We start from the raw sequence: 2575 nt of genomic DNA, 5'->3' as shown, positions 1-2575 counted from the left end.
GGCCGGGGGGCCAGGGCGGGACTCCGCCGCCGTCGTCCTCCCGCGTCACGCCTCCACCCGCGCCGCCGCCGTCCCCGCCGCCCGCGGTGCCGGCGAGCCCGCCGGGCGTGCCGCCCGGGCTGCGGGCCACCGTGCAGGGGGAGAACGTGCAGCTCACCTGGGGCGCGGCGCCACCCAACGGCGCGGCCGTCACCGCTTACCGGATCTCGTGGCAGCCGGCCTCCGGCGCGGGCGGGTCGATGACCCGGCCGGGCAGCGCGCGGTCGGCCACGCTGAGCGGGCTGCGGCAGGGCGTCACCTACACCGTCACGGTGGTGGCCGAGAACAGCGCCGGCCGTGGGGCGCCCGCGACGGTCCAGACCATGGTGCCGGTGCAGCGGACCCCGCAGATCACGATCCGGCGGGGCGAGGACACGACCTACGACGGGTGCGAGGCGCCGGACTGCGCTTTCATGCACGTGGAGATGACCGGGTTCGACCCGAACACCAGGTACGAGGTCGAGGTCTTCTCCGACAACCCCGGCTACTCCAACCCGGGCCGGGGCGTCCGGACCGACGCCGAGGGCAACGAGGTCTTCGAGGACTTCCCCTTCGAGAGCGTCGGCTACCGCGTGTGGGTCGAAGTCAACGGTGTCCGTTCCAACCAGTACGTATGGCCGGGGGGATAGTGAAGAGCGCAACACGGGCGGGCGAGGTCGCCGGGCTGATCGCGACCAACGTGCAGCAGGTGATCCGCGGCAAGCCGGAGCTGGTGCGGCTGGTGGTGGCCGCGCTGCTGGCCGAGGGGCACCTGCTGATCGAGGACGTGCCCGGCCTGGGCAAGACGACGCTGGCGCGGTGCCTGGCGCGCAGCATCGGCGGGAAGTGGAGCCGCATCCAGTTCACGCCGGATCTGCTGCCGGGCGACATCACCGGCGTCAGCGTGTTCCACCAGAAGGACGAGGAGTTCGGATTCCACCCGGGCGCGGTGTTCGCGAACATCGTGGTGGCCGACGAGATCAACCGCGGCACCCCGAAGACCCAGTCCGCGCTGCTGGAGGTCATGTCCGAGCGGCGGGTCACCGTGGACGGGGTGGCGCACCAGGTGCCGCGGCCGTTCCTGGTGGTGGCCACGCAGAACCCGATCGAGATGGAAGGCACCTACCGGCTGCCCGAGGCCCAGCTCGACCGGTTCCTCATGCGGCTGTCGGTCGGCTACCCGGACGTGGCCTCCGAGGTGCTGGTGATCATGAGCGAGTGCGCCGGGGTCACCGCGGACGACCTGCCCACGGTGGTCGACATCGGCGTGCTGCGCCAGGCCATCGCGGAGGTGCGCGGGTCGCACCTGGACCGGGCGGTGGTCGAGTACGCGGCCCGGCTCGCCGCCGCGACCCGCGAGCACGCCGCGGTGCGGTTCGGCGCGAGCCCGCGCGGCAGCATCGCCCTGGTGCGGACCGCGCAGGCGCTGGCCGCCACCGACGGGCGCACGTTCGTCACCCCCGACGACGTCAAGGACGTGGCCGTGCCGGTGCTGGCGCACCGCCTGATCCTCACCGCGGACGCCGAGCTGAACGGCCGCGGCACGGCCGAGATCGTCACCGAGGTCCTGGCCGCCACCCCGGCGCCGGCGATCGGCGCGGCCCGGCGGTGAGGATGCGGCTGACCGGCCGCGGTCTCGCGGTGCTCGTCGCGGCGGTGCCGTTGCTGGTGTTCGGGCAGTGGGGCGGGTACCCGCTGCTGCGCGCGCTGGGCGCGGTGGCGCTGGTCGCCGTGCTCACCGCGGTGGCCGTCACCGCGCGCGGGCTGGGGGTCGAGGTGCGGCGCGCGGTGTTTCCCGACCGCGTCGAGCGGGGCAGTTCCGCGCTGGCCCGGCTGCGGGTGCGCAACCCCGGGCGGCGGCGGCAGGGCGCGGTCCTGGCCACCGACGGGCTCGGCGGGCGGACCCAGACGGTGCGGGTGCGCCCGCTCGCGCCCGGCGCGGAGGCCACCTACCACTACGAGCTGCCCACCGGGGCGCGCGGGAGGCACCCGGTCGGCCCGCTGACGCTGCACCGGGCCGACCCGTTCGGCCTGGCCGTCAACCGCAAGCCCACCGGCGAGACCTCGGACCTGTGGGTGCATCCGCGGCAGCTCCCGGCCCGGGTGCTGGTCAGCGGCCATCCCCGGCACCACCACGACGGCGCCCGCACCGACGACGCGCTGCGCGGGTCGATCGACCTGCAGGACGTGCGCGAGTACGTGCCCGGCGACGAGGTGCGGCACGTGCACTGGAAGGCGACGGCGCGCACCGGGCGGCTGATGGTGCGGGACCTCGTCGACCCGGAGCAGCCGCGGTTCACGCTGCTGCTGGACACCCGCGCCGGATCGCTGTCGCCGGGCGGGTTCGAGGAGGCGGCCGACGTGGCCGCGTCGCTGCTGGTGGCCTCGGCGCGGGCCGGGTACCCGTCGCGGCTGGTCACCGCGGGCGGGATCGACCTGCCCACGCCCGGCGGCCCGCCCGCGACGCGGCAGCTGCTGGACGAGCTGTGCCAGGTGACGCAGGCCCCGGCCGACGCGCTGGTGCCGGCGACGCTGTGGGGGGGGGGCGGGGCGGGCG

The 2575-nt window shown here is 75.6% G+C and carries 3 protein-coding genes; all 3 read left to right on the top strand.

The window, feature by feature from the left end:
- Nucleotides 1–668: fibronectin type III domain-containing protein (locus D0D28_RS35350; RefSeq protein WP_162830735.1), on the top strand; the 668-nt coding region annotated here is incomplete at its 5' end.
- Nucleotides 653–1630 carry an AAA family ATPase gene (locus D0D28_RS35345; RefSeq protein ID WP_116115542.1) on the top strand — a complete coding sequence of 326 codons (978 nt, stop codon included), beginning with the start codon at nt 653–655 and terminating at the stop codon, nt 1628–1630. The genes D0D28_RS35350 and D0D28_RS35345, both read left to right, overlap by 16 nt.
- 2 nt (nt 1631–1632) lie before the next feature.
- Nucleotides 1633–2575: DUF58 domain-containing protein (locus D0D28_RS35340; RefSeq protein ID WP_240323477.1), on the top strand; the 943-nt coding region annotated here is incomplete at its 3' end.

This window comes from Amycolatopsis ruanii (genome assembly GCF_003385175.1).
Lineage (GTDB): Bacteria > Actinomycetota > Actinomycetes > Mycobacteriales > Pseudonocardiaceae > Amycolatopsis_E > Amycolatopsis_E thermalba.
Note: the sequence above shows the minus strand (reverse complement) of the source record. Positions and strands in the feature narration are given on the sequence as shown.

Coding starts and splice junctions, on each gene's coding strand:
- D0D28_RS35345 (WP_116115542.1), top strand. CDS start 653: ATGGCCGGGGGGATAGTGAAGAGCGCAACACGGGCGGGCGAGGTCGCC.